25 protein-coding genes are annotated in these 25,151 nt (G+C 41.3%); 13 read left to right on the forward strand and 12 right to left on the reverse strand.

Annotation, left to right across the window (positions count from 1 at the left end):
* Positions 1-2: 2 nt before the first annotated feature.
* Together astB and astE are read left to right on the forward strand one after the other, a co-directional pair.
* Positions 3-1,343: an N-succinylarginine dihydrolase gene (gene astB / locus L3V25_RS02830; protein WP_237293980.1), complete on the forward strand. Its 1,341-nt coding sequence runs from the start codon at positions 3-5 to the stop codon at positions 1,341-1,343.
* Positions 1,344-1,361: 18 nt separating this feature from the next.
* The gene (gene astE, locus L3V25_RS02835; RefSeq protein WP_237293981.1) at positions 1,362-2,360 is read left to right on the forward strand and encodes a succinylglutamate desuccinylase; all 999 of its coding nucleotides are present in this window, start codon (positions 1,362-1,364) and stop codon (positions 2,358-2,360) included.
* 56 nt (positions 2,361-2,416) lie between these two features.
* Here astE and L3V25_RS02840 read toward each other — a convergent pair whose 3' ends face one another.
* The 3 genes from L3V25_RS02840 to L3V25_RS02850 form a co-directional block, all read right to left on the reverse strand.
* Positions 2,417-3,004: a hypothetical protein gene (locus tag L3V25_RS02840; RefSeq protein WP_237293982.1), complete on the reverse strand. Its 588-nt coding sequence runs from the start codon at positions 3,002-3,004 to the stop codon at positions 2,417-2,419.
* A 13-nt stretch (positions 3,005-3,017) separates the two neighbouring features.
* Positions 3,018-3,347, reverse strand: coding sequence for a hypothetical protein (locus tag L3V25_RS02845; protein ID WP_237293983.1), 330 nt, complete (start codon positions 3,345-3,347; stop codon positions 3,018-3,020).
* Between the two features lie 351 nt (positions 3,348-3,698).
* On the reverse strand, positions 3,699-4,121 hold the full coding sequence (locus L3V25_RS02850; protein WP_237293984.1) for a hypothetical protein: 423 nt from the start codon (positions 4,119-4,121) through the stop codon (positions 3,699-3,701).
* A 252-nt stretch (positions 4,122-4,373) separates the two neighbouring features.
* On the opposite strand from L3V25_RS02850, the gene L3V25_RS02855 reads away from it, so the two are divergent.
* The gene (locus tag L3V25_RS02855; protein WP_237293985.1) at positions 4,374-5,357 is read left to right on the forward strand and encodes a rhodanese-related sulfurtransferase; all 984 of its coding nucleotides are present in this window, start codon (positions 4,374-4,376) and stop codon (positions 5,355-5,357) included.
* 147 nt (positions 5,358-5,504) lie between these two features.
* On the opposite strand, the gene L3V25_RS02860 is transcribed toward L3V25_RS02855, so the two are convergent.
* From L3V25_RS02860 to L3V25_RS02885, 6 genes are all read right to left on the reverse strand, one after another.
* On the reverse strand, positions 5,505-5,951 hold the full coding sequence (locus L3V25_RS02860; protein WP_237293986.1) for a PTS sugar transporter subunit IIA: 447 nt from the start codon (positions 5,949-5,951) through the stop codon (positions 5,505-5,507).
* On the reverse strand, positions 5,948-7,204 hold the full coding sequence (locus L3V25_RS02865) for a PTS ascorbate transporter subunit IIC (protein WP_237293987.1): 1,257 nt from the start codon (positions 7,202-7,204) through the stop codon (positions 5,948-5,950). The genes L3V25_RS02860 and L3V25_RS02865 overlap by 4 nt, the downstream gene beginning before the upstream one ends.
* Positions 7,205-7,215: 11 nt before the next feature.
* Entirely contained in the window at positions 7,216-7,485 is a 270-nt protein-coding gene (locus L3V25_RS02870; RefSeq protein WP_237293988.1) for a PTS sugar transporter subunit IIB, read from the reverse strand.
* A 213-nt stretch (positions 7,486-7,698) separates the two neighbouring features.
* Positions 7,699-8,190, reverse strand: a complete 492-nt coding sequence (locus L3V25_RS02875; RefSeq protein ID WP_237294336.1) for a hypothetical protein — start codon at positions 8,188-8,190, stop codon at positions 7,699-7,701.
* A gap of 139 nt (positions 8,191-8,329) precedes the next feature.
* A complete protein-coding gene (locus L3V25_RS02880; protein WP_237293989.1) occupies positions 8,330-8,599 on the reverse strand; it encodes a Txe/YoeB family addiction module toxin in 270 nt (89 codons plus the stop codon).
* A complete protein-coding gene (locus tag L3V25_RS02885; protein WP_237293990.1) occupies positions 8,592-8,846 on the reverse strand; it encodes a type II toxin-antitoxin system prevent-host-death family antitoxin in 255 nt (84 codons plus the stop codon). The genes L3V25_RS02880 and L3V25_RS02885 overlap by 8 nt, the downstream gene beginning before the upstream one ends.
* Before the next feature lie 199 nt (positions 8,847-9,045).
* Here L3V25_RS02885 and add point away from each other — a divergent pair, with 199 nt between their 5' ends.
* Positions 9,046-10,194, forward strand: coding sequence for an adenosine deaminase (gene add, locus L3V25_RS02890; protein WP_237293991.1), 1,149 nt, complete (start codon positions 9,046-9,048; stop codon positions 10,192-10,194).
* 788 nt (positions 10,195-10,982) lie between these two features.
* Complete coding sequence (locus L3V25_RS02895) at positions 10,983-11,795, forward strand: hypothetical protein (RefSeq protein WP_237293992.1); 813 nt, start codon at positions 10,983-10,985, stop codon at positions 11,793-11,795.
* 145 nt (positions 11,796-11,940) lie between these two features.
* On the opposite strand, the gene L3V25_RS02900 is transcribed toward L3V25_RS02895, so the two are convergent.
* The 3 genes from L3V25_RS02900 to aceB form a co-directional block, all read right to left on the reverse strand.
* Positions 11,941-12,675 (reverse strand): GntR family transcriptional regulator, encoded by a 735-nt coding sequence (locus L3V25_RS02900; RefSeq protein WP_237293993.1) that lies wholly within the window; start codon positions 12,673-12,675, stop codon positions 11,941-11,943.
* A gap of 98 nt (positions 12,676-12,773) precedes the next feature.
* Positions 12,774-13,205 carry a heme-binding protein gene (locus tag L3V25_RS02905; RefSeq protein ID WP_237294337.1) on the reverse strand — a complete coding sequence of 144 codons (432 nt, stop codon included), beginning with the start codon at positions 13,203-13,205 and terminating at the stop codon, positions 12,774-12,776.
* Positions 13,206-13,286: 81 nt separating this feature from the next.
* The gene (gene aceB / locus L3V25_RS02910) at positions 13,287-14,891 is read right to left on the reverse strand and encodes a malate synthase A (RefSeq protein ID WP_226981027.1); all 1,605 of its coding nucleotides are present in this window, start codon (positions 14,889-14,891) and stop codon (positions 13,287-13,289) included.
* A gap of 416 nt (positions 14,892-15,307) precedes the next feature.
* Here aceB and gcl point away from each other — a divergent pair, with 416 nt between their 5' ends.
* The 8 genes from gcl (at position 15,308) to L3V25_RS02950 (ending at position 25,055) form a co-directional block, all read left to right on the forward strand.
* Positions 15,308-17,083 carry a glyoxylate carboligase gene (gcl, locus tag L3V25_RS02915; protein ID WP_237293994.1) on the forward strand — a complete coding sequence of 592 codons (1,776 nt, stop codon included), beginning with the start codon at positions 15,308-15,310 and terminating at the stop codon, positions 17,081-17,083.
* Positions 17,084-17,165: 82 nt separating this feature from the next.
* The gene (gene hyi, locus L3V25_RS02920; RefSeq protein ID WP_237293995.1) at positions 17,166-17,942 is read left to right on the forward strand and encodes a hydroxypyruvate isomerase; all 777 of its coding nucleotides are present in this window, start codon (positions 17,166-17,168) and stop codon (positions 17,940-17,942) included.
* 57 nt (positions 17,943-17,999) lie between these two features.
* Complete coding sequence (locus tag L3V25_RS02925; RefSeq protein WP_237293996.1) at positions 18,000-18,896, forward strand: 2-hydroxy-3-oxopropionate reductase; 897 nt, start codon at positions 18,000-18,002, stop codon at positions 18,894-18,896.
* Positions 18,897-19,294: 398 nt separating this feature from the next.
* A complete protein-coding gene (locus L3V25_RS02930; protein ID WP_237293997.1) occupies positions 19,295-19,912 on the forward strand; it encodes a TetR/AcrR family transcriptional regulator in 618 nt (205 codons plus the stop codon).
* Positions 19,913-19,948: 36 nt separating this feature from the next.
* Positions 19,949-20,557, forward strand: coding sequence for a MarC family protein (locus L3V25_RS02935; protein ID WP_237293998.1), 609 nt, complete (start codon positions 19,949-19,951; stop codon positions 20,555-20,557).
* Between the two features lie 13 nt (positions 20,558-20,570).
* Complete coding sequence (gene yegS, locus L3V25_RS02940; protein WP_237293999.1) at positions 20,571-21,461, forward strand: lipid kinase YegS; 891 nt, start codon at positions 20,571-20,573, stop codon at positions 21,459-21,461.
* A 328-nt stretch (positions 21,462-21,789) separates the two neighbouring features.
* Positions 21,790-22,989 carry an aromatic amino acid transport family protein gene (locus tag L3V25_RS02945; protein WP_237294338.1) on the forward strand — a complete coding sequence of 400 codons (1,200 nt, stop codon included), beginning with the start codon at positions 21,790-21,792 and terminating at the stop codon, positions 22,987-22,989.
* 317 nt (positions 22,990-23,306) lie between these two features.
* Positions 23,307-25,055, forward strand: coding sequence for a sodium:solute symporter family protein (locus L3V25_RS02950; RefSeq protein ID WP_237294000.1), 1,749 nt, complete (start codon positions 23,307-23,309; stop codon positions 25,053-25,055).
* The last annotated feature ends 96 nt before the right edge of the window (positions 25,056-25,151 follow it).

The raw sequence follows: 25,151 nt of genomic DNA on the forward strand, positions 1-25,151 counted from the left end.
ATATGAAAGCGTATGAAGTCAATTTTGATGGTCTAGTGGGGCTAACTCACCATTATGCAGGTTTGTCATTTGGTAATGTGGCGTCAACCAGCAATCAAAATGCCGTATCTAACCCTAAGTTGGCAGCCAAACAAGGCTTGCTGAAAATGAAAGCCCTGAGTGATATGGGCTTTAAGCAAGGCGTGTTACCGCCGCAAGAGCGTCCGCATATTCCGACGTTAAGACAGCTGGGTTTTAGCGGAACCGATGAACAAGTGCTTGCCAGTGTTGCTAAACAAGCGCCGAAATTGTTGTCGGCAGTAAGTTCAGCATCTTCAATGTGGACAGCCAATGCTGCTACTATGTCGCCTTCGGCAGATACATCGGATGGTCGAGCACATTTTACCGTCGCTAATCTCAATAATAAATTCCACCGTGCTATTGAAGCGGATACGACGAGTGCCACGCTTCGAGCCATGTTTAATAACGATCAATACTTTGCTCATCACGATGCTTTGCCGCAACAATCGATAATGGGCGATGAAGGTGCCGCCAACCATAACCGCTTATGTAGTGAATACGGTGCGAAAGGTGTTGAGGTCTTTGTTTATGGTAGACAAGCCTACGGTGGGCAAGTTGAGCCAACTCGTTACCCGGCAAGGCAAACCTTAGAAGCCAGCCAAGCCGTCGCGCGATTACATGGTTTATCTGAACAACAAACGGTATTTGTGCAGCAAAACCCAGAAGTTATCGACCAAGGCGTTTTTCATAATGATGTAATTTCTGTGAGTAATGGCAACGTACTATTTCATCATGATCAAGCGTTCTTAAATCAAGCCGCGGCTTTTGATGAAATTAGACAAAAACTTTCATTACAACAAACCGACTTTATTTCGATTGAAGTGCCGACAGAGCAAGTATCGGTACAAGATGCCGTCAGTACCTACCTTTTTAATAGCCAGTTATTAACAAAACCCAACGGCAAGATGATGCTGGTGGTGCCGGAAGAGTCTCGCCAAAGCACTAATGTGTGGAATTACCTCACGGAATTATTGAGTTCGAACGGACCCATTGATGAAGTGAAAGTGTTCGATTTACGAGAAAGCATGCGCAATGGTGGTGGGCCAGCATGTTTGCGCCAAAGGGTAGTGTTAACCGAAGCAGAACTGCAAGCGGTGACGCCACAAGTGCTAATGAATGATGATCTGTTTAGTAGCTTAAATACTTGGGTCGATCGTTTTTATCGAGACCGACTACTCGAAACTGATTTGGCCGATCCTCAATTGCTGAATGAAAACCGTCAGGCATTAGATGAGCTGACGAAAATTCTCGCACTAGGCAGTATTTATCCATTTCAGCAGTAACAAAAAGGTGTGAGTGTTATGGATAACTTTCTGGCAAGTACTTTAAAACAGCAAGCGCCTCCTATTACCAGTGGAACGGTAGGGGAGATTAATTGGCACTGGCTTGATCATGGCGTCATGGTGATTGAACCAAACGAGGGAGAAGTGAGCCAGCGAGAGCATGTTTTGTTGTCTGCTGGCGTGCATGGTAATGAAACCGCACCGATAGAATTGCTCGATCAGCTAGTGGATGATTTGCTTAATGGTAGGCTAAAACTCAATGTAAAACTGATGCTGATGTTGGGCAACCCAGAGGCAATGCGTAATGGCGAGCGTTACAATGATATTGATTTGAATCGCTTATTTAGCCAACACTATCAAAACTACCCATCGTGCGCTGAAACCTTAAGAGCGTCGCAGCTTGAAGCGTTAACTACGCAGTTTTTTGAACCAGCTAAAGGTCGCAAGCTTCACTTTGATTTGCACACTGCGATTCGAGAGTCGCATCATGTACGCTTTGCATTACTGCCATATAAAGAGAGTGCTCAATATAGCCGACAAGTGTGTGATTGGTTGTCGTGCTCAGGTGTAGAAGCCATCGTATTAAACCAAGCGCCGAGCGCCACATTCTCTTATTATTCAAGTGAATACTGTGGGGCAGATAGCTGTACTTTAGAGTTGGGAAAAGCCAAACCTTTTGGGCAAAACGACCTATCACAATTTGCAGGTATTAATAACGGCTTAAGACTGTTGGTGAACCAAGGTTTACCGCAATCATCACCAACCAACGTGAAGTTAAAGGTATACCAAGTTTCCCAGCAACTGACTAAGTTATCTGAAAACTTTGCAATGAACTTCAGTGACGATGTAAAAAACTTTACCGCTTTTGAGCAAGGCGAAGTATTAGCTGTCGATGGTGAAACAACCTATCGAGTGCAACAGCCGACAGAGTGGGTGCTGTTTCCTAATCCTAAAGTAAGACCGGGCTTAAGAGCAGGGTTGATGTTGGTGAGGATGAATCTAGATGAGCTTTTATAAATCATAATCAATATCAAAAGTCATCGGATACGAGTGTAACCGATGACTATCATCCGTTATAAGGTGACTTTCTTAAGATGAATTAGGTCATCAAAATTAGCCTTTGAGTTACATTGAAATACAACCCCCATAGTCATAAGAGTTTGTGTACCTTCGGTGAAGGCTACGGAGTCCTCGCATAATCTTGCTTGAAATATGCCTTTACTATCATGAGGGGCTACTAAGTTATAATCATGCTCATCCGCTGTGAGGTAAACTTTATCACTCTCAAGTCTAAAGAAACGTTTATTATCAACAACGAAGCTTGATTGTTCGTATTTAGAGTTTTTTAATAAATGAGATTTAGGAGTAAAATAGCCAGAATTTAAATGTTTACTTTGAATGTATATAAGTCTGTTATGTTTTTTATCAAGATAAAATGACACTTTAAATTTATTTGTTGTTCCACCCGAAGTATTACTATATTTTAAGTATTTACTATATGTATCAGTTCCTATGTATGCAAAATCGTTAGATACAGTTGCATTAATACCTAAAGGCTGTAATAAAATACTATTGGACAATATTACATAATGCTCTTGGGGTTTAAATGCCGCACAAGATGGAAGTAAAGGTATTAATATTAATAAAAGTAATTTTTTCATAGTTCACTCAAAGTTATCTATAAGGTTTATTCGTAATATGGTTAATTGAACAAGATTTTATAAAATCATTAGATGGTGAATATAAGTTGTATGTGAAGCTAATATTCCATCCATCATCACTAGTTGAATCAATAGCTGTTAATATTGATTCTTTTAGATTTTCACAAAAATGGCTGCCTTTAACTGTTTTTATATCAAGTTGAGTCTTAGTAGAAAGGTTATAGGTTACTTGTAAATCATTATCTCTGGGCGATATCCAGCCAGTAGCACTTTCTACGTGGAAGTGTTTTAGGTCGTTTGGTTTTTCTGGTGTAAAGGCCCTGCTTTTTCCGTAATGTGCCATAGAAGAGCATCCACTAAGTATGAGGGTCATAAATAAAATAAATGAATAACTTTGTCTTCTTAGCATCGTACCTTCAATGTTTGTAATAATTAGTTACAACTACGATATTTATATTTTGGATAATAATCCAGCAATAACAGCATATTTATTGAAATTTTGTATGACTTTTACCTTTAAGTAACAGGATTAGATCCTTTTGATATCATTTAATGTCATTTTTATTTTAAATACCACATTGCATTAACGAATATTTATGTAATAAAAAAGCCACTGATGCTAAATGCAGCATACAGTGGCTTTTTTTATCCCTAGGGGGGAATTTAAAAGAACAATACGTTCACTTGAGAGTGATTAACAATCCGTATCTTCAGCGTTAACGCCTTCTTTGATGTCTTCACATTTATCTTCAATCGCGTTACCAGCGTCGGTTGCCATATCATCCATTGAATCTTGAGCGTTATCGGCATGATCTGACATGTCATTGCTCATTTCATCAACTTTATCGGCTGCTGCATCAGCTTGATCAGACATTGCATCGCCTGCTTGGTCTAGTTGCTCACCCATTTGATCAGAAGCTTCAGATGCTGACTCTTGTACATCAGTTGCCATTTCATCCATTTGTTGTCCTGCATCGTCAGCCATTTGTTGGGTTTGTTCGACGGCAGTATCAACATTTTCTTCTGCATTATCGGCTGAGTTGTTATCACAAGCAGCAAGAGCTAGTGCGAAAAAAGAGGCAATGGCGAATGGTTTCAACCAATTTGTTTTAGTCATATTCACTCCTTAGTGAAATGGAAATAAGAAATTCATTTTCTTTTAATGCGGTGTACGGATTAACTCTAGTTCATTTATAAATAATTACGATAGCGCATGAGGTTAATTAACGAGTTTATAACAACTTATGACGGCAAATTTACTTAAGTGGCTAAAATTGCCTAATAGACTTATAAACTGTAAGTATTTGTCGAGATCTTTCTCAAGTACAATGACGCCAAATTGTATCTGTTTTGTTATGTAAGGAATTCCATGAGTCAATTTGTTGTCTGTGCTCTGTATAAATTTGTCGAGCTCAAGAACCATCAATCGCTGCAATCACCATTACTAGAATTGATGGAAAAGCATGCCATTCGCGGTACGTTATTACTGGCTCATGAAGGGATTAATGGCACGGTGGCAGCCTCGCGTGAGGGGATTGATGCTTTGCTGGCGTGGTTTGGTCAAGACGATCGCTTAGCTGACATTAACTACAAAGAGTCCTATCACCAAGAGATGCCTTTCAATCGTTCTAAAGTGAAATTGAAGAAAGAAATCGTCACCATGGGCGTAGAAGGGATCGATCCTAAACAAGTCGTTGGAACCTACGTTAAGCCGCAAGATTGGAATAACTTAATCGCCGATCCAGAAGTTTTTGTGGTGGATACGCGTAATGATTATGAAATCGAACTTGGCACTTTTGAACGAGCGGTTAACCCTAATACTGAGACGTTCCGAGAATTTCCAGATTATGTAAAAGAAAACCTCGATCCGGAAAAGCATAAGAAAGTCGCGATGTTTTGTACTGGTGGCATTCGTTGTGAAAAGTCGACTGCTTACTTAAAAGAACAAGGCTTTGATGAGGTTTATCACCTTGAAGGCGGCATTCTGAAATACTTAGAAGAAGTCCCTGAAGAAGACAGCTTATGGAAAGGGGATTGCTATGTATTTGACGGTCGAGTAGCCGTAAACCATCAATTAGAAAAAAGTGAATATGAGCTTTGTAATGCTTGTCGTTTACCGATCACCGATGAAGACAAACAAAGTGAGAAGTTTGAACAAGGCGTAAGCTGCCCTAAATGTTTTGGTACGCATTCTGATGAGCAAATCGAACGCTTCCGCGAACGTGAGAAACAAGTTCAATTAGCAAAGCAACGCGGTGAAGAACATGTTGGCGGTGATGCGGTAAAACTGATGGAGCAAAAGCGTCAATTAAAGCTTCAGAAGAAAGCAGAACAACGTCAATCTAAGCGCTGATTTTACAGTGTAAATAGTTCGAATAAACTCAAGCCTAGAGTGAAAAATTCATCTCTAGGCTTGCGTTTTTTGCTACTACTACTTAATTATGCTCTTCGGGGGAGTCAAGTACTCTTAATATATGGAAAGACTTTATCAACCTAAGCATTAGTATTTTTTCAAGATCTCAGTAATTTCCTCTACCGTCTTAGCTGAAATGATAGCGTCAATGTCATTGCCATTTTGAAATAGCTCTGACAGTGCCATTATCGTTTGTATGTGGCTATCGGAATCCATTGCCGCTAGTGTTACAGCAAAGTAAACCAGCCCATTGTCCTCGGATTCAAAATCAGCACCATTTTTAAATACCGTTACCTGAAGAGACGCTTCATTTACACCATCTTCTGGCCTAGCATGTGGCATCGCAATTTTAGGTGCCAATACATAATAAGCGCCAATTTCCTGATGCTTTTGCTTAATAGCCTCTAGGTATGTTGCTTCAATACTTCCTTGCTCAAGAAGCTTGCGACAAGTGATATTAAGTGCAGCATTGACGCTCAAGTTTTCTTCATTTGAGATAATGATATTATCGCCAATTAAACTTAATAAGCTCATGACACAATCCACCCAAGAATTAAACCAACAACACCAAAGTCAAAATCTGCAAAAGTAGTGGCTTCTAGGCCGATGTTTCCTAATACAGGTAGTAGAAGCATTGGTAAGAAAGAAATACATAATCCTTGTGTAAAGGAACCTAAAATCGCACCTCGTAAACCGCCTGTTGCATTACCATATACTCCGGCAGCACCACCAACAAAGAAGTGAGGAACCACACCCGCTACAATAATTGTCCAATCAAACATGCCTTGTATACCCATAGCGACAATGCCGGCTGCAAATGATGATAAAAAACCAATTAATACAGCATTAGGTGCCATTGGGAATACCATTGGGCAATCAAGCGCAGGTTTTGCACCAGGAACTAACTTGTCAGAGATCCCTTTAAATGCAGGAACAATTTCCGCAATCAACATCTTCACGCCTTGCAGAACAATGTATACACCACCTGCAAAAGTAAGCGATTGAATAAAAGTAAATACTACCCAATTTTGACCGCCAGATACTGTTTCAACAAAATCCCCACCGGCAAAAAGAGAGGCAAACAAGAAGAAAATAGCCATTGTTACGGCTACTGCAACTGGAGTGTCACGTAAGAACATCAAGCTCTTTGGTACATTCATGTCCTCAGTCGTTCTAGAAGTATCACCAAATTTACTACCAATAAAGCCAGATATTAAGTAAGAGAAAGTAGAGAAGTGCCCGATTGCTAGTTGGTCGGTTCCCATTACTTTTTCTGTATATTTTTGAGCAAGTGCCGGCATGATCACCATCAGCGTACCAACAAGAATTGAACCTATGGCTACCAGCAATGTTCCAGTGATACCAGCGGTAGATAAAATCACCGCAACTAGCATAGACATAAACATAGTATGGTGACCCGTTAAGAAAATATATTTTAACGGTGTGAATCTAGCGAGGAGAATATTGACGATGAAAGAGAAAAACATGATCAATGCCATCTCATACCCAAAAGCTTCTTGTGCTATAGCAACAATAGCTTCGTTATTGGGAATGACACCACTGACACCAAATGCTTCTGTAAATACGACTGAAAAGTTATTTAAAGCGCCAACTAATGCTCCAGCACCAAACCCTAAAATCAGGAAGCCCATTACGGTTTTTATTGTACCCTTAAGAACTGTTGAAACATCAGCCTTCTGAGCAACCAAACCAATAAAAGCAATTAAACCGACCATGATTGCTGGCTCTTTTAATAAGCCCAGCATAAATTCAAAAAAGTTTTCCATTATATTCCCCCTCAGATGAATGCTTTTAATTGCTCTTCAATTGATTCTTTATCAAAGATATTTGAAAGGCTTACAACGTTCTCTTTACCCATTTCTTTTAATTGAGTTGCAATATCTGTTGCAGCTACCCAAATATCGGCTTTAGTGGATGTCGCTGAGGATAAATCTTCGTGTTCTACTTCTGCTGAAAAGCCAATTTTATTAACAACCTCTTTTACTGCCATCTCCATCATTAATGAAGTACCAAGACCATTTCCGCATACAACCATAATCTTTTTCATAATTATTATCTCTTATAGGGTTTATTGTGTTGATGGGAGGATGTTAGCGAAATTGCCTCGAATCAATATAGATCTCTCTCACAAAGTCAAAATGACCTTGTGAATCAGATCACGCAATTTAAGGCTAAATTAGTGTGACTTTCGAAATGAACAACTTAACGTGACATTGATCAACGTTATAGATTGGGGGAAGTCATAAACAAGAGAATGGGTTTACTTACCATAGTCGGTAAGCATTTTCTTAAGAAGGGAGTTTACGTCTTTAGTTTTTTTATTTCTTTTTGTTAAGGCACTAAGTGATGTAGGTAGTTCTAATTCTGCATTGGTATTACTGTCTTCGTTTTCTGCTGCTCGTTCTCGCAGCTTTTGAACCGCAGCAAGTATTAGTCTAATTTCAGTGCCATTCTCATCTTCTAGCACCACAATATTACCTGAATCAACTTGCTTTACCGTTAATAGGCCATGCTTTTGTGATTCATATTGCTTACCAACCATAGAGGATTGTGCAGGCACAGAGCGGTCGATGATTTGCCCATTGCGAAGTTTTGCTGCTGTTGTGGATCTGATATTGCCCGTATTTTCAAAGGCTATAATGACAGTATGAGTATTGTAATATTCAACCACCACAACAGGGCCATGCTTTTTGGTTTCAAAAATAGAACCAATCTGCATGTCTTTGGGTGCTTCCATTTTTTTCACAAACATCATTTAATTCCGTATACAACGTGAAATCTATTATTTATATAATTATACGCACAAATTACATTGCAGAGTATTTTAAACACTATAAGGACATATAAACGAAAAGCACGATCCACACTTTTTAATTATGATACAGCCAAACCTAGTAATGATAGCGACACGAAATTATCGTAATAGCTTGAGCGTCTACGGCATAAACAAGTCTGTTTGTATCATCAATGCGGCGAGACCAAAAACCAGATAAGTTCTCTTTCAACGGTTCAGGTTTACCTATGCCCTCAAATGGAGAGCGCTTTACATCATTAATGAGTTTATTTATGCGCTTTAGTGTTTTTTTGTCTTGGTGTTGCCAGTACACATAATCACCCCAAGCCTCATCAGTCCACGATAATAAACGCTGCTGACTACTCATCAATTAACTCTCGTTCTGTTGTTTTTCCAGAACGATATTGCTCGATTGAGCGGTTTAGATGCTCTGCGTTTTTAGGGGAACGAAGTAAGTGGACGGTTTCCATTAGGCTATTGTAATAGTCTAGAGACATAACCACGGCATCTTCAGAATCTCTGCGAGTAATTACGGTAGTGTCGGCATCATTAACGACACCGTCTAAAACGGCTTTGAGGCTATTTCTAGCTTCAGTAAACGATACGATTCTCATAATAATCTCCACATGTACATTTAATGGAACAAGTATAGCGTTGAGTGATTAACCTGTACAGTTAATAGCGCAGGTTAGCAGTGCGACCTACCGAAAACGTTTGCTGTGTTTCAGTACGTAACTTTTAATACTCTACGGTTGCATTAATAAAATGGAACGGTAAGGTGCGATAAATAGTTTAATCAATAGAGATAACATCATGACTGCGACGCTTCCTAAAGTAATTTTGCATGAACATATTGAAGGTTCTGTAACGCCTGAAATGGCTTTGATCTTGGCTAAAAAACATGGGGTGTCATTGCCTGATGATTTTCTCTATGCCGATGGCGCTTATGACAAAGCGGAGTTTCCGAATGGCCGTTATCAATACGATGAAACTGACTTTGGTGAGTTCGTAAAAGCTTATGATGTTGTGGCTGATCTCGTTCGTGATGCTGATGACTACTACTTGATCATGAAAGACTACCTTAGCCGTAATGCGCAGCAAGGGATGATCTACTGTGAAATGATCACATCAGCCTTCCACTTATGTTGTGAAGAAGATGAAAATGGCACAGTGTCGTTGAACGCAGATAAATACCACGAATTCATGGATGGCATTGAGCGTGCGATTAATGAAGTAAAAGATGAATATGGCACAGAAACACGTCTGCAAGGCTGTGGTGTACGCCATTTAAGCCTAGAGCATCTAGATTTGAGTGTGGACTTTATCGCGAAAAACACACGTGAAGTTGTCACCGGTTTCAATATTGCCGGTAACGAAATGGCGGGTGAATTTGAAGATTTCATCTACGTTCATGAGCTGGTGGATAACATCCCATTGCCTAAGTCTTATCATGCCGGTGAAATTCGTGGCCCTGAAAGTATTCGTGATGCCTTAAAATTTGGCGCAAAGCGTATTGGTCATGGCATTGCGGCCATTAAAGATGACGCTTTGATTGAGCAACTGATCGCAGAAAACATCACCTTAGAAGTGGCACCAACTAGTAACCGAATTCTGGTCACGGAGTTTGAACAAAAACTCGATAATCACCCTTTACGTCGTTTATATGAAAAGGGCGTGCGTTTGTCGGTCAATACTGATGATGCGGGCTTATTTGGTACAGATGTCGCGAAGGAATACCACATTGCAGAAACGGTATTTGGCTTTAATCGTGTTGAATTATTAGATGTCACATTATGTGCACTAGAAGCAGCGTTTGTGTCGGATAATGTGAAGCAAGGTTTAATAGATAAGACCTACCAGGCGTTTACTGCTCAAGATTGGCATGATTTAGAAGTCCATGCGGCAGGCTTAGCTGATGGTGAATTGAAAACTCGCTTGCAAAGCCGTTTACATTATAAGTAATGTCACGTCATCTATAATAAAAAACCGTTATAAAAATCACGGGAGAGTAATTAACTCTTCGACCAAAAAGGCAGCGATCACTTCACATTGATCAGCTGCCTTTTTTAAAATATTTATGCCTTAAAATAGTTAGGCGTAACCAACCCCATCCCCGCTTCCCCTTATATCGACTTCTGCTGCCAAGTAACACTATCTACCAAGGGGAAGAGCTGATCTTTGCTGCTTTTAGTTGCAATGCTTACCCAAGATTCACCGCACATTATTAGCGCGTCATTCCAGCCGAGCCTAAGCGAGAGCAGGAATCTACTTATCACGCGCTGAATATTTGAAATGTATTTCTTTAGGCAGATACCATTACACATCAAGCGATCACAAATAACTCCCTCCCTTTACCAATGAAAAATACTTGGCATCAAGATTTACAGCCAAGGGAGGGCGGGGGAGGGTTGATGTGAGTGATTTATTTGTGCCCCAAACTAGTTGGGCGTAACCAACCCCATCCCCGCTTCCCCTTATATCGACTTCTGCTGCCAAGTGACATCATCTATCAAGGGGAAGGGCTGTTCTTTGTCGCTTTTACTCTTATGTTCACTATGAATCGAATGCTTGATTAAGGAATGAGCAGTGCTAGGAATTTCCACGTCCATATATTAGTTCGATGACACATCAACACCTCCCAATATCGTGAAGTTTCTTTGTATCTCTATCATCTATCATTGATTAACTATTGACCCTGATTTCATATTGGATGTATGGTCATTAATGTTTCTATTGAACGGATTATCTAGATGAAAAAATGGAAGAAATGGGCAACGATAGCCGTACTAATATTGATATTTTCAGTGGCATCATATTGGTTTATTACTATTAATCCGTTCAAATTCTCTCTTCAAGATGTGAGGGATGTACTCAAGCAAGTATTTGTTTATTCGTTTGCGGCTATTGTAGCCATATTTGGTTATTGGTGGACTCAAAGAGAGCAAGATAGAAGGCATGATGATCAGCTTTATGAAGCTCGTTGGAATAAAACTTTAGATAGGCAGTTAGAAGCCTTAGATAAGCTTTCAAGCAAGCGTGTTGAGTTGTATAGCGAGCTAAGGAAAGTTTCTAAGCTCGATCTATATCAATTCATAACAGACAATGAGTTCAGGCTTTTAAAGCAGTATGATTTCGAGAAGCAGATCAGGTGGCAATTAAACCATACATCTTTTTACCTCAGCCATGATGATTTTTATCTCATAGATATTATTTTAGAAATGACAGTAGCTATTGATGAGTTGGAATCTTATTGTAATCAAGTACTACCACTTTCTAAAGATGCAAGCATAGCGTTAGAGGATCTTGTAGCACTTTCGGTAAGTCAACATTTCAATAAGATATTGAAATTAAGTCTAATATTAGATTGGGAAGTAGGCTGTCTGATTGAAGGGAAGGTTCTGGATAGATATTATCTAGGCGTCGATGATGACAACCAATGGGATAAGCATGATAACACTGAGGCGTACCTTGAGTGGAAAGTGCAAGAATATAAGAAGCAGAGGGAATTAGTAGGGCTTACAAATACAAATGTAATTCTTAATGAGAGATCCTATGCGAAATAGTAGTGAGGGCAAACCCTAACAGGAGCGGGTTTGTTTTTTCTAAGTCAATGAGTGGTTTTGCGATACTTCAACTAATATTACTGAAGGCAGAGTTTAATCACTCTGCCTTTCTAATTTTATGGAACCTTGCTGAACAAGCGCTTGATTATGCTCTTGAGCGAATCACATTGGAGAACACTACGTGTAAATCACTCGAAGTAGCATCATCGGTTAAGTTTAAATTGGCTTTGATGTGCTGTAAGTGATGTTCCATTAGGTGAATAGCGGTTTGCTTATCACCGGCTTCAATAGCATTGAGTAGGTTGGTGTGCTCATCTTGAGAACAGTTACTGTTATTACTGCCTTCATACTGCGCAATCAACAGTGAGGTTTGAGAAACTAGGCTGCGCAAGAAGTGCAATAACGGCGCGTTTTTCGCCATTTTAGCGAGCTCAATATGAAACTCACCGGATAAACGAATACCACGGCCGACATCGCCATTGGCAATCGCTTCATTCTCACTAGTAACAAGATTACGTAAAACTTGCATTTGTTGAGGGTTAGCGTTTTCGGTTGCCAGTTCGGTTACCGCAAGCTCTGCAATTTCACGTGCTTTTAGGATTTGGGTTGCTTCATCTATGGTTGGAGCAGAAACGGTCGCGCCGCGGTTAGGTTTGATATCAACGACTTGCTCTAGAGAAAGACGTAATAATGCACGACGAATAATGGTTCGACTAACACCAAAGATTTCACTTAACGATTCTTCATTAAGTTTGGTGCTAGGAGGTAAGCGTTGCTCTAGAATCGCATCAAAGATGTGGCAGTACACCACATCATCTTGAGTTTGATTATTGGCTTTCGCTTGAATTTTGGTATTCGATAACTTACTTAATTTAGTCATGGCCTAATCTACTGAAAAGTGGTGGGCGTTAACAACACGAATAATAACAACGCCCTTAAGATGTACTTTCTAATTGTACATTATAGACCTTAGTTTATCTAAGTGTCAGATGAATACAACTTTGCATGCAAAATGCCTTCCAGAGCACATTTTTCATCTAAATCTGATAAATCGCCACTGATCCCAACCGCACCCAAAACCAGATTCGATTCATTACGAACCAATACACCACCTGGAACAGGGACCATATTGCCATGAGCCAGCACATTGATGGCTGAAATAAAGGCAGGTCGGGCATCGGCATCTTGCGCCAACTTTCTTGATGAGCATCCTAATGCAAGGGCTCCCCACGCTTTTGCAATGGCAATATCGGGCCGCATCATGCTAGAGCCGTCTTGCCGTTGTAGGGAAACCAGTTTGCCACCACTGTCTAAAACAGCCACAGTGAGTGGAGCACTTTTTAAGTCTAATGCGGTGCTAAACGCACCTTGGGTGATACTTAATGCTTGTTGCAGTGTCAAACTCATGATCAGGATCCTCATTAATAAGGATGAATCACGCGTTCTTATACGTTTTGGCTCGATAAAGAAAGCGTGACTCACCACTGGTTATTAACAAAGAAGCGGGTAGCTCGGTAGAGTCAAGAACTCTGCAAAATCGTCTTGGGTCGATAAGGTATCGAACATCTTGGCCGTTTCTTCAAATCGTCCTTGAGCATAACGTTGCTCGCCAACTTCTTGTTTAATCGTAATTAATTCTTCTGCCAACAGAGTTCGGAAATACTCCTCTGTTACCACTTGGCCATCGTCTAGTTTCACGCCGTGTTTAATCCACTGCCAGATGCTAGCGCGCGAGATTTCCGCCGTTGCTGCATCTTCCATTAGGCCGTAGATTGGTACACAACCTACACCGCTGATCCAGGCTTCGATGTAATAAAGCGCAATACGAATATTTTTACGTAAGCCTTCTTCATTACGTGGCCCTTCACATGGCGCGAGTAATTGTTCAGCAGTAATGTTACCTACATGGCTGCTGTCAAAATCCATTTGATTGACTTGCCCACCCAATTTGTTATCAAAAATCTCCATTGCCACATCCACTAACTTCGGATGAGCAACCCAAGTACCATCATGACCGTTAGAAGATTCACGGTTCTTATCTTCTTCTACCTTGGTCAATACCTGCTGCATAACCGCAGGATCGGAATTTGGAATAAACGCTGACATACCACCCATCGCTAATGCACCGCGAGCGTGACAAGTTTTCACCAATAGTTGGCTGTAAGCGTTCAAGAACGGTTTGTCCATACCTACGCTGTGGCGGTCTGGCAAGATGCGATCTTTATGATTTTTCAATGTTTTGATGTAGCTGAAGATGTAATCCCAGCGGCCACAGTTCATTGCCACAATATGATCACGCATCACATACAGCATCTCTTCCATTTGGAATACCGCAGGAAGAGTTTCAATTAATACAGTCGCGCGAATCGTGCCGATTTCTACCTTGAAGTACTCTTCGGTAAAGCGGAACACATCATCCCACCACTTGGCTTCTTCCATACTTTCTAACTTAGGAATGTAGTAATACACGCCTTCGCCTTGTTGGGCGCGAGTTTGGTAGTTATGGAAGAAGTACAAAGCAAAATCCATTAAACAACCGGCAATTGGCTGGCCGTTATACTCAATATGACGTTCAGGTAGATGCAAGCCACGAGGTCGAGCCAGTAACTGTGCAGGCTCTGCAACTAGGTCATATTGTTTATCTTTTTTCTCATCGTAGTAACTGATGGTGCCAGCATTGGCATCACGTAAATTGACTTGCCCATCTAGCATGTTCTCCCACGTTGGAGAAGATGCATCTTCAAAACAGCACATGAAGATTTTTGCCCCTGAATTGAGGGCGTTAATGACCATCTTGCGCTCAACAGGGCCGGTGATTTCGACTCGACGATCCTGCAATGTTTTCGGGATCGGAGCGACTTTCCAGCTTTTATCTTCGCGAATGTTTTTGGTGTCTTCACGGAAATCAGGCAGCTCGCCAGCATCAAATTGCTTTTGACGTTCACGTCGTAGGTGCAGCGCTTGCTCTAATGGCGCGCTGAACTTCGTCACTAAGGCATTCAGAAAATCCAAAGCAGGTTCAGAAAGAATGGCCTTTTGTTGTTCTGTTGATAATTCACCAACCACATTAATCGCGCGCGATTGCTGGGATTGCATGTCTGTTTCACGGTCCTCAGTGCTGTGCATAATCGTCTCCTTTATGAACATGTACGAGCAGTCAATACGGGTAAACCCAAAAGCGTTGGGGCGATTTTGAGTTTTTATCTTAATCTACGTATTTCTTATATTTGTGTTTATCTAAACAATATTGTGTACATTAATGTTTTAATTTCTTGTCTAGGTATATCCTCGTTTTCACAAAAGATCAAAGTTTATTTAACGTTTTGTGCACTCAAACAAAATGTACAACACTTGGTCGGATCAGTTTTAATTGCTTTGCAAGCAGTGGCTTAACTCAATATCAGCACTTTATTTAAAAATATTTTTGTTTTTTATTTGCACAATTCAAATTGTCGCGTCTAGACTGAATAATGTATTTTTAATTGTATACAATATCGAAAGGGAATTGAGTTATGGCTAAAATGAAAGCGATTGAAGCTGCAGTAGAAGTATTAAAAAGAGAAGGGGTGGATATCGCATTTGGTGTACCTGGTGCGGCAATCAATCCATTTTATGCAGCGATGAAAAAGATTGGTGGAATTGACCATGTACTGGCGCGCCATGTGGAAGGTGCTTCGCATATGGCAGAAGGCTACACCCGAACCAATGATAAAAATATTGGCGTGTGTATCGGTACTTCTGGCCCAGCGGGCACCGATATGATCACTGGCTTGTATTCGGCATCAGCAGATTCGATTCCAATTTTATGTATTACCGGTCAAGCCCCACGTGCTCGTTTGCACAAAGAAGATTTCCAAGCGGTGGATATTGAATCCATTGCTAAACCAGTAACCAAATGGGCGACGACCGTTTTAGAACCCGCGCTAGTGCCACGAGCATTCCAACAAGCATTTCACATTATGCGTTCAGGGCGTCCGGGCCCAGTTTTAATCGATCTACCGATTGATGTGCAGCTAGCTGAAATCGAGTTTGATATTGATACCTATGAGCCGCTTGAGCCGTATCAACCAACCGCAACCCGCAACCAAGTAGAAAAAGCGCTGACTATGTTAACTGAATCAGACAAGCCTTTGATTGTATCTGGTGGTGGCGTGATTAACGCTGGCGCGAGTGCTGAGTTGCAAGAACTTGCCGAGATCTTAAATGTTCCGGTTATTCCAACGCTAATGGGCTGGGGCAGTATTCCAGATAACCATGAACTGATGGCTGGCATGGTTGGGCTACAAACCTCACACCGTTACGGTAATGCCACCATGCTAGCGTCTGATTTTGTATTAGGCATTGGTAACCGTTGGGCAAACCGTCATACCGGTTCGGTCGATGTGTATACCCAAGGTCGTAAATTTGTGCATGTGGATATTGAACCGACGCAAATTGGCCGCGTGTTCTGTCCTGATCTTGGCATTGTGTCAGATGCTAAATCCGCATTAACGCTGTTCTTAGATGTGGCGAAAGAAATGCAAGCGGCAGGCAAGTTAAAAGATCGTTCTAGCTGGGTTGGTGAGTGTATTGAACGCAAATCAAGCATGCTGCGTAAAACTCACTTTGAAGAAGTACCAATGAAGCCAATGCGCGTTTATGAAGAAATGAACAAGGCGTTTGGTGAAGATACTTGTTACGTCAGCACCATTGGCTTGTCGCAAATTGCCGCGGCGCAGTTCTTACATGTTTATAAACCACGTCACTGGATCAATTGTGGCCAAGCTGGCCCACTAGGTTGGACTATTCCGGCTGCGCTAGGTGTTCGCGCGGCGGATCCAAATCGTCCGATTGTGGCAATTTCAGGTGACTACGATTTCCAATTTATGATCGAAGAATTGGCCGCCGGTGCGCAGTTCAATCTGCCGTATATCCATGTGGTAGTGAATAACTCTTACCTTGGTTTGATTCGTCAAGCGCAGCGTCAGTTTGATATTGATTACTGTGTACAGCTTGCTTTTGAAAACCAAAATTCACCAGAAATGGAAGGCTATGGGGTCGATCATGTGGCGGTTGTGGAAGGGCTAGGTTGTAAAGCAATTCGTGTTCGTAATCCTGAAGATGCGCCAGCCGCATTTGAAGAAGCCAAAGCACTGATGGCAAAACACCGTGTGCCTGTCGTGGTTGAATTCATTCTAGAGCGCGTGACCAACATCGCAATGGGTGTGGAAATTGACGGCATCAATGAGTTTGAAAGCTTAGCTGGAGAGCAAGACGACGCCCCAACCGCGATTACTTTTAACCAGTAATGACACCATTGAAGGGCTGTCACATTGGCCGCTTCTTCAATGTTTGAATATCTATTTTTAGTTGCAGAAAAAGGAGAAGGATATGCCTAAGTTTGCGGCAAATCTATCAATGCTATTTACCGAAGTGGATTTTTTACAACGCTTTGAACAAGCCGCACAAGCCGGTTTTCAGGGAGTAGAGTACCTATTTCCTTATGATTTTGAAGCCAGCACCATCAAAGGTGTATTGGAATCGAACAACCTAAAACAAGTGTTATTCAACCTACCAGCTGGTGATTGGCAAGCGGGCGATCGCGGTATTGCGGTTGATCCAAATCGAGTAGAAGAATTTCAACAAGGCGTCACTAAGGCGATTCAATATGCCAAAGCGCTTGATTGTAACCAAGTAAATTGCCTTGCCGGTATCGTGCCAGATGGCGTGACAGCGCAGCAAGCAGAAGAAACCTTTGTGAGCAACTTGCGCTTTGCCGCTGGAGCACTGAAAGAAAATGGCATCAGTTTGATTATTGAAGCAATCAATACTCGTGATATTCCCGGCTTTTTCTTAACCAATACTAAGCAAGCTCTAGACGTCATCGAGAAGGTCGGCAGTGATAACTTGAACTTCCAATACGACATTTATCACATGCAAATCATGGAAGGCGATTTAGCGCCAACCTTGAGTGAGCATCTTGGTCAAATTCAACATGTTCAATTGGCGGATAATCCAGGTCGACATGAACCGGGCACTGGAGAGATTAACTACCCATTCTTGTTCAACCATTTAGATAGCATTGGTTACGACGGTTGGATTGGTTGTGAATATAAGCCGAAGACGACCACTGTCGAAGGATTGAGCTGGATGAAAGAGCTCGCTTAAAAAGATGAATTTTAAATTTTCACTCAATTAAGAAAAACAGATTTTAAGGATGAGATTATGACTACACCAACAATTGCATTTATCGGTACTGGCATCATGGGCAAACCAATGGCGGTTAACTTGCAGAAAGCCGGTTATTCGATTGTGGTTTCTGACCACTTTGTTGCGCCACCTCAAGAGCTCGTTGATGGCGGTGCGACCGTTGTACATAGTGGTAAAGAAGCGGCACAGCAAGCCGATGTGATTATTACTATGGTGCCAAATACACCAGATGTTGCTGATGCACTATTTGGCGACAACGGTATCGCGCAAGGTTTATCAGCCGGTAAGCTGGTGATCGATATGAGCTCGATTGCGCCAATTGAAACTCAAGAGTTTGCGAAACAAATTAAAGAGTGTGGCGCAGAGTACCTTGATGCACCGGTTTCTGGTGGTGAAGTGGGGGCAATTAATGCCACGCTAACGATTATGGTCGGGGGTAGTGAAGCGGCGTTTGAACGTGCCAAACCTCTATTTGAAGTGATGGGACAAAACATTACGCTAGTGGGTGACAATGGCGCAGGTCAAATCTGTAAAGTCGCTAACCAAATTATTGTAGCGCTAAATATTGAAGCAGTATCCGAAGCCTTTGTGTTTGCTTCAAAAGCCGGCGCGGATCCTGCACGTGTACGCCAAGCACTAATGGGCGGCTTTGCTAACTCGAAGATTTTGGAAGTACATGGCGAGCGCATGGTGAAAGGCACATTCGACCCAGGCTTTAGAATTGCACTTCACCAAAAAGACTTAAACCTTGCGTTAACCGGCGCTGAGCAATTAGGTCTTGATCTACCGAATACTGCAACCGCTCAACAATTGTTTGGCGAGTGTGCTGAAATGGATGGTTCGAACTGGGATCACTCTGCCTTAATCAAAGCGATTGAAGCACGTGGTAAGCATAATATTCGTGGTGAGTAGTACGGTTGGTATCTAGAGGAATAGGCTTTAGATACCTTTGAATTTCTATTTTCGTTATAGCTGAGTGTTTGCACTGGACTGGCATGATTGGTTTATATTTGGGAATAAACCTTCATTCCGCAAGGACTCAGTTTTTACCGCACTTTTTGTCTCCTTTAGTGCGCCCCGAGTGGCTGAAAAATTAATCTTAGTTTTGTGTGCGACGGATTAATGAAGTAATGATGCCGCTCGGGACTTTTTAATCCCATGACTATATTGGAGACTCAAGTGACTTAAAGATTATTTCTGGCGACATCCCCATTTCTAGCTAATGGATTGGAAAAAAAGGATGAATTTCTTGCTCGCTATGATAAAACACTAATCACAACGGATTTTGGTAACAAGACGGGAGTGACTAAGTGGCAAAGGTGAGAGAACGAAATCAAAGCGTCATTATTGAAGCGGCCAGCCAGCATTTTGCTAAATATGGCTACGCGGCAACCAAAGTGGCAGACATTGCCAAAGAAGCCAACATTCCTAAGCCAAATATCTATTACTACTACAATTCCAAAGATAACCTTTATCGCGCGGTACTTGAAAGCGTCACTGTGCCCTTACTGCAATCGTCCAAGCCTATTCAAGAGCTTGATGATCCTATCGAAGCGTTAACCGAATATATTAAGACCAAACTGATTATCTCTCGCGATCATGCTTATGCTTCCAAAGTATTTGCGAATGAAGTGATGTCGGGCGGGCAGTCTTTACCCAAAGATATTGAAGATGAATTGCAACAGCAGTCAGAAATGATCATTGCGAAGTTTCAGTCATGGATTGAGCAGGGCAGAATGGATGCAGTTTCTCCACACCACTTAATGTTTACTATTTGGGCGGCGACGCAAACGTATGCGGACTTCGGTTGGCAGATTTGTCGGGTGATGAATAAAAAGAAATTGGCTCGTAAAGATTACGATGAAGCAGCACAGTTCTTAACATCAATGATCTTAAAAGGCTGTGGTGTTAATTCTAACAATAGTTAAAATAGTCGTTACTTACCGTATACCTTAAAGGTTGTTATGCAGCATTATACCCAAGCCATCATCACTATACTTGCTTTGGTCAACCCCGCCATTTGTGCGCAAATGTTTGCCGATGCCACGCGTGGACAGAGTAAATCTCAACAATATAAAGAATCGATAAAGTCAGTGTTAACCATTGCGACCGTATTACTGATCGCAGCATTCGCGGGCACTTCGGTTCTTCAAGCTTTTGGCATTTCATTACCTGCTTTTTCATGTGCCGGTGGGGGTATCTTGATTTGGATTGGTGTCCAGATGATCATTTCTGCACAACGACAGCCGCTTCCTGCCTCAGATATTCATTCGACAAGCAGCCATAAAACCACCGGATTAGTTTTATTTGCCGCAAGCCCTGGCACCATTACTGGGGTCATTACTGTTGCCGCATCCCATCATGATGCTTTAATCCCTTATACCGCAGTGATCGGTGTAGCGATTGCTATGCTGGTTTTATTGGGTGTTTTGATGGCATTTATTGCGCTTTCTAAAGAACAAAAAGAGCCAACTATGGTTAAGAAAATGGTTACCAGTTATATGGGGGTAATTGTGATCGCAATGGGTGCTCAGTTTATGCTATCAGGCGTGAAAGCATTTTTGTTCTCATAATAAATCGAGGTACGTGATGGATATTCGACTTATTTTAAATGGCAAAAAAGCAGGCATTGAAATGTTGCGGCAAGCAATCTTCCAAGCCAGAGAGTCAGGACGTATCGATGTCCGAGTGACTTGGGAAGGGGGAGATGTTGAACGTTTTGTCAGTGAAGCCATTCAAGAAGGTTGCCAAAGAATCATGATTGGCGGCGGTGATGGCTCTGTGAAAGAAGTCGTGGATGCAATGATGAAATTCGAAGAAGCTAAGCGTCCTGAATTAGCTATTCTACCACTTGGCACTGCTAATGATTTTGCAACAGCATGCGACATTCCTAATGATTATTCTCAAGCCTTGTCGTTAGCCTTAAACGGTCAAGCCGTACCGGTCGATTGTATTAAAGCCAATGATGAGCACTTTATGAATGTCGCCAGTGGCGGCTTTGGTGCTTATGTGACAGCAAATACTCCTGTCGAATTAAAAAACTTTCTCGGCGGTGGCGCATACACTCTTCATGGGTTATTACGAACGTTAGATTTCAAACCAAATGATGGAATCTTAAAAATTCCTGATCAAACATTAACTGGCCGAGTCATTGTCAGTGCGGTATGTAATGGCCGTCAAGCTGGGGGCGGGCAACAATTAGCACCCAATGCGAAAATTAATGATGGCTTAATGGATGTGGTTGCTTGGCTTGAAACACCTGCAGAAAACTTGATTCAAACAATAAAAGAAATGTTTAATCCAGAATTGAGTGGTGAATATGTAAAGCGGTTTAGTGTGCCGTGGGCTGAATGGGAGTCTGAATCACCTATGCCAATTAATTTGGATGGTGAACCGATAGAAACTAAGCGAATTCGATTTGAAGTAGTACCAAAAGCAATCAAATTAGTGTTACCAGCAAGTGCTGAAATAATCTAATACTTGAATGGGTTTGTTTCATTGATTGATTTGGTAAATGATGGTGCTATTCAAATTGGATATAGATTCTGAATTTAAGTTAACAGGCAATGATTAGCTCTAATTTATATGTTAAATCTAGATTCATATACTAATATTTCAAATTTAAGTAGGTAAATAGGGTTTAATTCCACCTTTTTGCCTGCTCCTCCTCATAAATCAAAATATTCTGTTACACTGCGCGTCTTAAAAAATACCCTATATGTTTAATTTTTTGAAAAGTAGCGGATTACTCTGCTGATGCTTTGTCATATAGGATAACCAATGTAAAAGGACCGATGCAGTGAATATGAAATTATTCGGTAGTTCTTTGATTTTGTCGGGAACTGCACTAGGTGCCGGAATGTTAGGCATTCCAATGGCATTAGCTCAATTTGGCTTTACGGTCAGTTTAATTTTGATGTTAGTGATCTTTGTGGGAACCACTTATGGCTCTTTATTACTAACAGAAGCCTGTACAAAAACCGATCAAAATGGCGGTATGAATAGCGTTGCCCAACTCTCTTTGGGAACCAGTGGCAAATTCGTCATCAACTTCTTCTTTTATATGCTGCTAATTTGTATCTTAGTCGCTTACATTCTCGGTATTGGTGACCTATTCCATAACTTATTGGCTGGTATTGGTTTTGATGTTCCTCAATCGATTTGTTATACGGTGTTTACCTTTGTCATGGCGGTGGTGATCATCGCGGGTAAATCGTATATCGATATGCTAAACCGTGTTTTGTTCATTTTGATGATCACTATGTTGGTCACGGTTGTCGTGACACTGTTTACCAATATTCACATTGAGTTTCTAGAGCAAACGCCAAACTTTTTATGGAAAGATGTGGTGAAACACAGCACCACTATTTTCACCAGTTTTGCTTCTATGGTGGTGATTCCATCGCTTGTTATGTACAACAAAGAAGCGACACCTAAGCAGATGCGCAATATGGTTTTGCTTGGCTCTGTGATCCCACTGATTTGTTACCTAACTTGGCTTTTCGCGATTATCGGCAATCTAGGTACGGCTGAAATTCGTCAGTTTGATGACATTTCTCAGCTTATCGCGGCATTTGGCGGATCATCTGGCACACTTAAAACCATCATCGCTGTTTTTTCGGCTTTGGCTTTAGTGACCTCGTTCCTTGGCGTGTCGATGGCATTGTTTGATCAAAATAAAGATGCGATTGCGGGTCTTGTCAATCGTACCAAGCTAGAAAAGGGTAAGGTAACGGCAGGATTAATTTTTGTTCTGACTTTCATTTTGCCACTATTAGTGACCAATTTATTTTCAAACAAGTTCCTCAATATGTTGGACTACGCGGGTATTACTTTGGTCTTCCTAGCGATTTGGGGGCCGTTAGCCATGGTTTGGAATGTACGAAAACCAAGCTTTAAAGTTGCATCACAAGCAAGTGCTTATACGACAGGTGGTGGCAATATTGCTTTAGTCGCTTCATTCTTGTTTGGCGCATTTATTCTGATTTCGACTTTCTTTAACTAGCTTAATCCACAATCCTAATCTTAACTTCATGATGAATCCGATATCAAAAATCACTTGATATCGGATTTTTTTATGTCAATACATTTATATTTTCTAAGATGATTTCACCTTATTTGTCATACAATAAATGCTTGATTTTAATGGGATCTATTTCACATATATTTGTAAGTTGTTGATACTTTTATTTGTAGGTCTTGATCTGTCGCACGTTAAAAGTATGCACTAGATCATGTTTAATGCTATTTGTACTACAAAAGAGTTAGCGAAGTAGGTAGTCTAGCAATCAGTTAATTTAATTATTTTAAAGGTCAAAAGAAATGACTGTCGATACTATTGTTGTTGCTGCCTATTTTCTCTTTCTAATTGCGATTGGTTGGATGTTCCGTACTTTCACCACCTCTACTAGTGATTACTTTAGGGGGGGAGGTAAGATGTTATGGTGGATGGTAGGTGCTACTGCCTTCATGACTCAATTCTCAGCCTGGACCTTCACCGGTGCGGCAGGGCGCGCTTATAGCGATGGCTTTGTTGTCGTGATTCTATTCTTAGCAAACGCATTTGGTTACTTCGTTAACTATATGTACTTCGCACCTAAATTCCGTCAGCTTCGTGTAGTGACTGCGATTGAAGCCATTCGTCAACGTTTTGGTAAAACTTCAGAGCAGTTTTTCACTTGGGGTGGCATGCCAGATAGCTTAATTTCTGCGGGTATTTGGCTAAATGGTCTTGCTATCTTTGTTGCAGCCGTTTTTGATATCCCAATGGAAGCAACCATTATCGTTACTGGCTTAGTGCTTATGCTGATGTCTGTAACCGGCGGCTCTTGGGCGGTTGTTGCTTCTGACTTTATGCAAATGCTCGTTATTATGGCGGTAACTATTACATGTGCCGTTGCAGCCTACTTCCAAGGTGGTGGTATTACTAACATTGTAAATAACTTCCAAGGTGATTTCTTTGTTGGTAACAACCTGAACTACATGAGCATCTTTGTTCTTTGGGTTGTGTTTATCTTCATCAAACAGTTTGGTGTGATGAATAACTCGATTAACGCATATCGTTATTTATGTGCAAAAGACAGTGAGAATGCGCGTAAAGCGGCTGGTCTTGCTTGTGTATTGATGATTATTGGTCCTGTTATTTGGTTCCTACCTGCTTGGTATGTTGGTGCGTTTATGCCTAACTTTGCGACTGAGTATGGCGCTGTGGGCAATGATGCTGCTTACCTTGCTTTCGTACAACACATGATGCCAGCGGGTATGGTGGGCTTGTTAATGTCAGCCATGTTTGCCGCGACTATGTCTTCAATGGACTCAGGTCTAAACCGTAATGCGGGCATCTTTGTGATGAACTTCTATAGCCCGATTCTTCGTCCTCAAGCGTCACAAAAGGAATTGGTAGTAGTGAGTAAAACAACCACTATCGTGATGGGCTTTATTATCATTGCGATCGGTTTGTTTATTAACTCATTACGTCACTTAAGCCTATTTGATATCGTGTTAAATGTGGGTGCTTTGATTGGCTTCCCAATGTTAATCCCAGTACTACTAGGTATGTGGATCCGCAAAACACCAGATTGGTCAGCTTGGACAACTCTGATTGTCGGCGGTATCGTTTCTTGGATTTTCGGTATCTCGTTACAAGCACACGATGTAGAGCACTTCTTTGGCTTAGAGCAAGCACTGACTGGACGCGAATGGTCTGACTTGAAAGTTGCATTAAGCCTAGCAGCACACGTTGTGTTTACCGGTGGCTTCTTCCTACTGACGATGCTTTTCTACAGAGGTCGTACTCCAGAGCGTGAAGCTGAAGTAGAAAGACTATTCGAAAACTGGAACACTCCGGTTGTTTCAAGCGGCGAAGCGCAACATGATTTAGATACTAAACAACGCTCTATGCTAGGTCGATTAATCTGTACTGCTGGTTTTGGTGTCTTAGCAATGGCGCTACTACCAAATGAAATGACAGGACGTATGTTGTTCCTACTATGTGGTTCGATTGTTCTGGTTGTTGGTGTGTTGTTGGTGAATGCCTCAAAAGCACAACATCAAACGGTTACAGAATCGTAATATTGCTTAAAAATTGAGCAATCAACAAAACCGCTGTCTATCAGCGGTTTTTTTATATCTTAAAATCATAGTGTTGCAAAATTGTTTAAAAAATGT

It is taken from the genome of Vibrio sp. CK2-1, assembly GCF_021726515.1.
Classification (GTDB): domain Bacteria; phylum Pseudomonadota; class Gammaproteobacteria; order Enterobacterales; family Vibrionaceae; genus Vibrio.

What these genes read in the sequence shown, in the direction of transcription:
- astB (WP_237293980.1), top strand. Translation starts at nt 3, where the DNA reads ATGAAAGCGTATGAAGTCAATTTTGATGGTCTAGTGGGGCTAACTCAC.
- astE (WP_237293981.1), top strand. Translation starts at nt 1,362, where the DNA reads ATGGATAACTTTCTGGCAAGTACTTTAAAACAGCAAGCGCCTCCTATT.
- L3V25_RS02840 (WP_237293982.1), bottom strand. Translation starts at nt 3,004, where the DNA reads ATGAAAAAATTACTTTTATTAATATTAATACCTTTACTTCCATCTTGT.
- L3V25_RS02845 (WP_237293983.1), bottom strand. Translation starts at nt 3,347, where the DNA reads ATGGCACATTACGGAAAAAGCAGGGCCTTTACACCAGAAAAACCAAAC.
- L3V25_RS02850 (WP_237293984.1), bottom strand. Translation starts at nt 4,121, where the DNA reads ATGACTAAAACAAATTGGTTGAAACCATTCGCCATTGCCTCTTTTTTC.
- L3V25_RS02855 (WP_237293985.1), top strand. Translation starts at nt 4,374, where the DNA reads ATGAGTCAATTTGTTGTCTGTGCTCTGTATAAATTTGTCGAGCTCAAG.
- L3V25_RS02860 (WP_237293986.1), bottom strand. Translation starts at nt 5,951, where the DNA reads ATGAGCTTATTAAGTTTAATTGGCGATAATATCATTATCTCAAATGAA.
- L3V25_RS02865 (WP_237293987.1), bottom strand. Translation starts at nt 7,204, where the DNA reads ATGGAAAACTTTTTTGAATTTATGCTGGGCTTATTAAAAGAGCCAGCA.
- L3V25_RS02870 (WP_237293988.1), bottom strand. Translation starts at nt 7,485, where the DNA reads ATGAAAAAGATTATGGTTGTATGCGGAAATGGTCTTGGTACTTCATTA.
- L3V25_RS02875 (WP_237294336.1), bottom strand. Translation starts at nt 8,190, where the DNA reads ATGTTTGTGAAAAAAATGGAAGCACCCAAAGACATGCAGATTGGTTCT.
- L3V25_RS02880 (WP_237293989.1), bottom strand. Translation starts at nt 8,599, where the DNA reads ATGAGTAGTCAGCAGCGTTTATTATCGTGGACTGATGAGGCTTGGGGT.
- L3V25_RS02885 (WP_237293990.1), bottom strand. Translation starts at nt 8,846, where the DNA reads ATGAGAATCGTATCGTTTACTGAAGCTAGAAATAGCCTCAAAGCCGTT.
- add (WP_237293991.1), top strand. Translation starts at nt 9,046, where the DNA reads ATGACTGCGACGCTTCCTAAAGTAATTTTGCATGAACATATTGAAGGT.
- L3V25_RS02895 (WP_237293992.1), top strand. Translation starts at nt 10,983, where the DNA reads ATGAAAAAATGGAAGAAATGGGCAACGATAGCCGTACTAATATTGATA.
- L3V25_RS02900 (WP_237293993.1), bottom strand. Translation starts at nt 12,675, where the DNA reads ATGACTAAATTAAGTAAGTTATCGAATACCAAAATTCAAGCGAAAGCC.
- aceB (WP_226981027.1), bottom strand. Translation starts at nt 14,891, where the DNA reads ATGCAATCCCAGCAATCGCGCGCGATTAATGTGGTTGGTGAATTATCA.
- gcl (WP_237293994.1), top strand. Translation starts at nt 15,308, where the DNA reads ATGGCTAAAATGAAAGCGATTGAAGCTGCAGTAGAAGTATTAAAAAGA.
- hyi (WP_237293995.1), top strand. Translation starts at nt 17,166, where the DNA reads ATGCCTAAGTTTGCGGCAAATCTATCAATGCTATTTACCGAAGTGGAT.
- L3V25_RS02925 (WP_237293996.1), top strand. Translation starts at nt 18,000, where the DNA reads ATGACTACACCAACAATTGCATTTATCGGTACTGGCATCATGGGCAAA.
- L3V25_RS02935 (WP_237293998.1), top strand. Translation starts at nt 19,949, where the DNA reads ATGCAGCATTATACCCAAGCCATCATCACTATACTTGCTTTGGTCAAC.
- L3V25_RS02945 (WP_237294338.1), top strand. Translation starts at nt 21,790, where the DNA reads ATGAAATTATTCGGTAGTTCTTTGATTTTGTCGGGAACTGCACTAGGT.
- L3V25_RS02950 (WP_237294000.1), top strand. Translation starts at nt 23,307, where the DNA reads ATGACTGTCGATACTATTGTTGTTGCTGCCTATTTTCTCTTTCTAATT.